Consider the following 6,423-nt stretch of genomic DNA (forward strand, 5'->3'; position numbering starts at 1 on the left):
TTGGTCGCCGCATCATCCCGCGAATCGTACGTTTCGCGCATTGAAACGTACGAAGTTCAACTTTGCAAAATGTTAAGATAGCGGGCGTTAGCCCTTTGGCATCTTCAAAACGAGGCTGCGCTTGTTCTTAACGTAGCGCAATTCGCTGGTGCTGATTGCTGCGACTTTGCCGCCGTCGATCCGGTCTCCGACCTTCACTTTCTTATAGCGCCCGTTGGACATCCGCACCAAAGCACGGCGATTGCTGTTTGCCCCGTAGACGCCTATCAGGTTGATTTTACGCAGGTTTATCGCGTTGTCCTGCGTCGCATTCCGCGCAACAGAGGCCGTTGTCGGGATGGTTGGGGCAAGCCGCTGAGTGCTTGGAACCGCGACGGAGGCGAGGCGTTCCTGTGTTTTTTCAACTGTTTTGCTGAAATTCTTAGGGCGAACCTTAGGTTTCAAACTCGACAAAACCGCCTGATCCGTCGCACTCCGAACCGCGTCATCCGTTGCTGCACGAATAATATCGGGATCAATCGAAGCAATTTGCACCTCACGTACAGGACGCACGCGCGGACGGATTTTTGCGATCTCTGATAGGGTGCTTCCACCTAGGGTAACACGTTGGTTTTGATCAGTTAAATTGCTTGGACGTAGGCGCGGTCGGAACTGTGCGAACTCTGGATTTGGCACGGTAAGAACTGGCGTTTCGGCAACCTCAGCCACTTCTGCACGCACCGGAATAGCGGGTGGAACAGACGCAGGTTTTCCAAGGAACACCAACACACCCTCTGGCGAAACAGCACCTTCGGCTGTCGCAACCACCAGTCCGCGTTCGTCCAGCGTGATTTTGATGTCAGCTGGAACCGGATCGTTTTGAGATTCTATTGTGGAATCAATGCCATAGCTTTCAGTCGAGGGCAGGGCGATCGCATCATGTGTCGCCTGCGTTGTCTCAAAAGAGCCTAGATAGATACCATCTGCATTTTCAGATCCCGGCGTGGACGGCTGCTCAGGCGCGCGATCCCAAATGCCCGTCGCAGCATAAAACGCCTCACCCGACAATTGCGGTTCAGCAGCTTCAAGAACGGGATCCAACAAAATACCTTCGTTGCCGTCCAACGCTTCGATTTCAGCGGTATCCGTGATTGTGCCCGCTGACGTCGGGCTCAGCGGCTCAACCGCCAATTCTTGTGTTGGGTCCGCTAGGACAGCGACGTCTGCTGCCTCATCAGTTGACGAAAAGAACCCTGCAACGCTGGATTCGGATGTAAAAGACGCCCATATCGCGACACCGGCTAAGAACAATAGCAGCAGTGCGACCAAGATAAGGCCGAGGTATTTTGGCTTGCCTCGGACAGGAGCCTCGGTTTCGGCAACTGCTTTTTCTTCTTCTCTTGCTTCGGAAAATTGTCCCTCGACATCAATAGTTTGCACCCGAGATACACCGCGGACGCGTGTGATTTTCGGTGCTTCAGGGCGCGGTTTCATTCCGGCAATCAAAGTTGCAGGGTCAAATCGTGTTTCTTGCTGGCTGACCTGCGAAGGTGCGGGTGCATCGCCTATCGCGCCATCACTTGCGCCAACGATGCCGCGCTGTGCGCCAGGTAACTTGACGCTGCCATCCGCCATTTCATCAGCGGATAAGCTACGGGAGGTCGCAAAGGGCGGTGGTGGTTCTGACGGTGTTGGCGCAGGCACGGGTCCTTCAGACACAACCGCAACTGCCAAATCATCTGGGCCCAATGCATCAGGCGCTTCCACCAGCTCTGGTGCGACCTTGGTTGGGCCGAAATAGGGCTCGCCAACAAATTGGCCATCGTCAGGAACAGCAACAAAACAAACGGGGTGGAACCCATGTTCTGTCGCGAAATCTTCTGCTTCGCCAAGGGTTTCACGCGCGACCGCGGCTACTGATATGCCTGTATCGCTTTCGATGTAGTCAAAGGACAATTCATCAATTTGATAGGGCGTCGCGTCCAGCAATGCCGCTTTTACTGCGGCATCAACATCACCCGAAGCAGGTGGAAGCGTGAGGAACTTGATCTGATCGTTTGGTAGGATGATCTTGCAAAGTGCATCACCGCCTGCGTGATCCTCACCCTTTTTGCGCAATGCCGCCAAGGCACCATCTAGATCGGCGTGTTCTAATGGCACATCGCCTATCAGGTGCCAGCCCTCTGGGACGCGGCACATAAGCTTGATGCCATCAAAGGAGAGGGACAGCGCGAAATCGGGTTTCATATATCGGCTCTAACATTCTGGTGTGACGGGAAAAAGTCCCGCCGGAATTGCCGTAGTTTTATAGCAGGTTTTCGCTCAGGGGAAGAAAAAGCCCAGCCTCCCCGCGCAATTAGCGATGTATGCTCTTAGATTGAGACCAGCAGACAACCGCAAGGAGCAGAATATGCGCGTTTTCAAGAGGATCGTTTTGGTGGCCGCCCTTATGGTGCCCGCAATCGCCCAAGCCGGTGAAATCGTGGTGCAGGGCCGTGGAACGGTTGAGCAAGCCCCTGATATGGCAGTTATTTCGCTGGGCGCACGGTTTCAGGCGCATACCGCCCGCGAGGCGTTAGAGGAAGTGAACAAGCGTACCCAAGCTGCATTTACGGTTGTCGAAAAGCTGGGAGTTGAGCCGCGGGATATGCAAACTGGCAACCTGTACCTCAATCCGATTTGGGATCATGGGTCCAATCAGAATGAAGTCGCCCGGATTCGCGGCTATGAGGCGGGAAATCAAGTGACCATCCGCATCCGCGATCTATCGGTTCTGGGGTCAGCCTTGGATGAAATGGTCACCAAGGGCGCAAATGTATTTAATGGTCTTAGCTTTGCCTTGCAGGACCCAACCGATGCTTTGGCAGAGGCGCGGCGCAAAGCGGTGCAAGATGCCCGTGCCAAGGCAGAGCTTTATGCCGGTGCCGCTGGTGTTGCACTTGGCCCGGTTATTTCAATCAATGAAACCAATGTAGCACCTCCGCGCCCAAGGTTCATGGCGCGGGCAGAGATGGCCATGGATGCGGGCGTTCCCGTCGCACCGGGCGAACTAAGCACGCAAGCGACTATTACAATTGTCTATGAGATTGCAGAATAAGAACGTCGCAGATGACTGAAACGCAAAGAGCCGCCCAAAGGGGCGGCTCTTATTTCATATATACAGCGACTTACGCAGTGGCTTTGGCCAACGCTTGGTCTAAATCGTTGATGATGTCCGCTGGATCTTCGATACCGATAGACACACGCACAACGTTCGGGCTCGCACCTGCGGCCTCTTGCTGTTCTGGTGTCAGCTGACGGTGGGTTGTTGACGCCGAGTGAATGATCAAAGACCGCGTATCACCCAAGTTCGCAACATGGCTGAACAGATCAAGGCTATCCACCAGTTTCACACAGGCGTCGTAGCCGCCTTTGACCGCAAAGGTGAACAAAGCACCCGCGCCCTTCGGGCAGATATTCTCGATACGGTTGTAATATGGCGAAGACGGCAGACCCGCATAGGTCACGTAGTCAATGCGATCGTCTTTCTCTAGCCAATCCGCAACGATCTTGGCGTTTTCCACGTGCTTTTGCATCCGCAAAGACAGGGTTTCGATCCCCATCAATGTATAATGCGCGCCCTGTGGGTTCATTGTCATGCCCAAGTCACGCAAACCAATCGCGATACTGTGGAAGGTAAAGGCCATTGGGCCGAGAGCCTCGCCGAAGGTCAGGCCGTGATAGGCTGGTTCTGGCTGTGACAAGGATGGAAATTTGTCGTTCTGCATCCAGTCAAACTTGCCGCTGTCCACAACGCAACCGCCGGTGACTGTGCCATTGCCGGTCAGGTATTTGGTGGTGGAGTGCACAACCAAGGTCGCGCCGTGTTTGATTGGGTTGCATAGATAAGGTGTCGCCGAGGTGTTATCCACGATCAGTGGAATGCCTGCCGCATCTGAAATCGCTGAAATCGCATCCAGATCGGTGATGTAGCCACCCGGGTTCGCGATTGACTCGCAGAACACCGCGCGGGTGTTTTCATCAATGGCCGCTTTCACAGCTGCTTCGTCGTCAAAATCGACGAACTTCGCGGACCAGCCAAAACGTTTGATGGTTTGGCTAAACTGGGTGACCGTACCGCCATATAGACGTGTGGACGCAACCACGTTGCAGCCCGGCTGCATCAGCGGGAACAGCGCCATGATCTGTGCTGCGTGGCCGGAAGAACAGCAAACCGCGCCAGCGCCACCTTCTAATGTCGCGATACGCTCTTGCAGAACGGCAACGGTTGGGTTTGTCAGGCGTGAATAGATAAAACCCACTTCGGCCAAGTTAAACAATGCGGCCGCATGATCCGCGTCGCGGAATTCATAGGCTGTTGTTTGATAGATTGGCGTCTGTCGCGCGCCGGTTGCCGGGTCAGGCGAAGCGCCCGCGTGAATTTGCAGTGTGTCAAAGCCAAGTGCTGGAGCGTCAGACATTTTGTCCTCCCAAAATGATAGTTGGGAAATGTGTAGGCTTGCTTTGCAGATGTTTCAATCAAAACACGTAAAACGCGGCATTAACGCATCCAATAGCCTTCGCGGCGAATTTTGTTTCGTATGGCCTGTTCCTTGCGCGGAAGCTTATCGCGGTCAAACAAGGCGCGCACCTTTTTGCCCCGTTCGTGATAGATCATAAACTTGAATGGCTCATACTGTTTCAGCACTCGTTTGATGCCATTATGCGCAGTCACCGCTTCTAAGACGTCCACAACATGATCCGCCTCGCGTGCATATAAGAGTGGTAGCAGGCGATAGTGACAGGTGATCGTACCATCCATCAGTCCCGAAGGGATCGTATTGCGACCACCCCCCAATGCATGAATGACAAGGGGCAGGGCCACTTGATCCAACCATGGGGTCAATTGCTGGCAGGCCAGTGCCTCTGGCGTGTCATCCCGAATGGCTAAAGCGTACTCTAGATAGAGCCGACCAAACTCTTGCGGGCATTTGTAGAAAAAGAACCCGGCATTAAAGTAAAGATACCGCCGCCAGTATTCATCTGGTTGGTTCAGATCGAGCGAACTTTCAAAGTCCAATCCGAACTTGTCATATAAAGACTTCCAGATCTCTGTATATCCCGGCCCATATAATGGGGGGATGGGCCATGTGCCCTCTACCTTGTGCGAGGCACCGGGGCGATCAAAGTCAAATGGGACGGACATTAAGTCGCCCGTTATTAATGTATCTGTATCCAGAAACAGAAACGGCTCGCCCTCGGGCAGTTCCAGCAAAGCCTCAATCTTATTGCCGTTCGGGTATTCGGCCCCAAAGTGCTGACTTTCAAATGGGATGATCTCTGCCCCAAGCTCTTGCAGCAGGTTACGCGCATCCGCGTTCCGCATTTTGGGGTTCTTGTCCCAAAGCGGCCCTGGCTGTGGCTCTGCTACAAAGATCCGTCCGGCAAAGTCCGGGCTCATCTTCCTAAGGGAGGTTAGCAAGAGAATGGCTTCAAAGGTCAGCCGTCCTGCTTGTCCTACCAATAGGATGTTAAATGTCTGTGCTGTTGTCGCGTTTGTCATTTTTTTCGTTCTTGGCCCGATACGTTATATAAAGCTTACATATAAAACGACCGCGCGGCCAAGCAGCTTTGAACAAGGTCTGCGTATTTCTGTTTGAAAGAGAAGGAAAATTCATGAGCTTTGCGAAAATGATACGTCTTGGGGTGGTCCTCATCAGTTTAGCGCCTGCAACTGTCGTGTTGGCAGAGGATCGCGTTGCCGAAGATCAAACCCTAAGTGGCAAGTTCCTGACCGCAACAGAAGTGAAGCCTATATTGGGGGCGACCAAAGCCAACTGGATTGGCGTACGTGAATGGGAGGGGCAGGACCTGATCTATTTCACCCACCTTCTGAGCTGGCGCTGTGGTCTTTATGAAATCCGCTATTCCGTAAATGGCGGGGATCAACAGATGTGGCCGGTGCCTGCCTGTGATCCAGACACCCATACGGTTGGTGCTATTCCTGATGGGGCGGCGATTTATACAACATTGCCGCTCAAATCGGTGGAAACCGTAGACATTGAACTCCTCTATGATGACCTGACCACGGAAAGCGGTTCTTACCAGCGATCTGCGGTTCTGATTCCGTAATTCATCAAAGGGTAGGGTGGGTCGTGCCCGATTCACCCCGATTCAGGTGGTACTCAACGAGATTCCCGCGCTGAATCGCTGCCTACCTGTGGATAAGCTTGTGGAGATCTCAATCCGCTGCATTCTTCTCGCCTACTTAGGCGGTGTCGTGCGAAAATCTGGATGATGGGTGATATGTTAAGTTGTTGTTATTTAATGGTTTTTAACTTTTTTGAAGAAAAAATAACTTTTCCTGTAAAAAGCGCTTGCGGCTGTACGCAAGTAACCTTAGAACCCCCCTTACCGGCGGCGCTGAGGCGCACAACGGCGGGTCAGACGGGAAACGGAGCGGTG

Annotated in this window: 5 protein-coding genes; 2 read left to right on the forward strand and 3 right to left on the reverse strand. The window is 53.3% G+C overall.

The features are described 5' to 3' along the window. Positions 1-87: 87 nt before the first annotated feature. The gene (locus tag Q4544_RS05215; protein WP_303504425.1) at positions 88-2,226 is read right to left on the reverse strand and encodes a hypothetical protein; all 2,139 of its coding nucleotides are present in this window, start codon (positions 2,224-2,226) and stop codon (positions 88-90) included. Positions 2,227-2,389: 163 nt separating this feature from the next. On the opposite strand from Q4544_RS05215, the gene Q4544_RS05220 reads away from it, so the two are divergent. After that, on the forward strand, positions 2,390-3,076 hold the full coding sequence (locus tag Q4544_RS05220; protein WP_303504426.1) for an SIMPL domain-containing protein: 687 nt from the start codon (positions 2,390-2,392) through the stop codon (positions 3,074-3,076). Between the two features lie 70 nt (positions 3,077-3,146). Here Q4544_RS05220 and Q4544_RS05225 read toward each other — a convergent pair whose 3' ends face one another. Then, the gene (locus Q4544_RS05225; protein ID WP_303504427.1) at positions 3,147-4,439 is read right to left on the reverse strand and encodes an O-acetylhomoserine aminocarboxypropyltransferase/cysteine synthase family protein; all 1,293 of its coding nucleotides are present in this window, start codon (positions 4,437-4,439) and stop codon (positions 3,147-3,149) included. An 80-nt stretch (positions 4,440-4,519) separates the two neighbouring features. Then, positions 4,520-5,521, reverse strand: coding sequence for a hypothetical protein (locus tag Q4544_RS05230; RefSeq protein WP_303504428.1), 1,002 nt, complete (start codon positions 5,519-5,521; stop codon positions 4,520-4,522). A gap of 113 nt (positions 5,522-5,634) precedes the next feature. Between Q4544_RS05230 and Q4544_RS05235 the strand changes: the two genes are divergently transcribed. Next, positions 5,635-6,090 (forward strand): hypothetical protein, encoded by a 456-nt coding sequence (locus tag Q4544_RS05235; protein WP_303504429.1) that lies wholly within the window; start codon positions 5,635-5,637, stop codon positions 6,088-6,090. Positions 6,091-6,423: the final 333 nt, after the last annotated feature.

The organism is Cognatishimia sp. 1_MG-2023 (genome assembly GCF_030548175.1).
GTDB lineage: Bacteria > Pseudomonadota > Alphaproteobacteria > Rhodobacterales > Rhodobacteraceae > Cognatishimia.

What these genes read in the sequence shown, in the direction of transcription:
- Q4544_RS05215 (WP_303504425.1), bottom strand. Translation starts at nt 2,226, where the DNA reads ATGAAACCCGATTTCGCGCTGTCCCTCTCCTTTGATGGCATCAAGCTT.
- Q4544_RS05220 (WP_303504426.1), top strand. Translation starts at nt 2,390, where the DNA reads ATGCGCGTTTTCAAGAGGATCGTTTTGGTGGCCGCCCTTATGGTGCCC.
- Q4544_RS05225 (WP_303504427.1), bottom strand. Translation starts at nt 4,439, where the DNA reads ATGTCTGACGCTCCAGCACTTGGCTTTGACACACTGCAAATTCACGCG.
- Q4544_RS05230 (WP_303504428.1), bottom strand. Translation starts at nt 5,521, where the DNA reads ATGACAAACGCGACAACAGCACAGACATTTAACATCCTATTGGTAGGA.
- Q4544_RS05235 (WP_303504429.1), top strand. Translation starts at nt 5,635, where the DNA reads ATGAGCTTTGCGAAAATGATACGTCTTGGGGTGGTCCTCATCAGTTTA.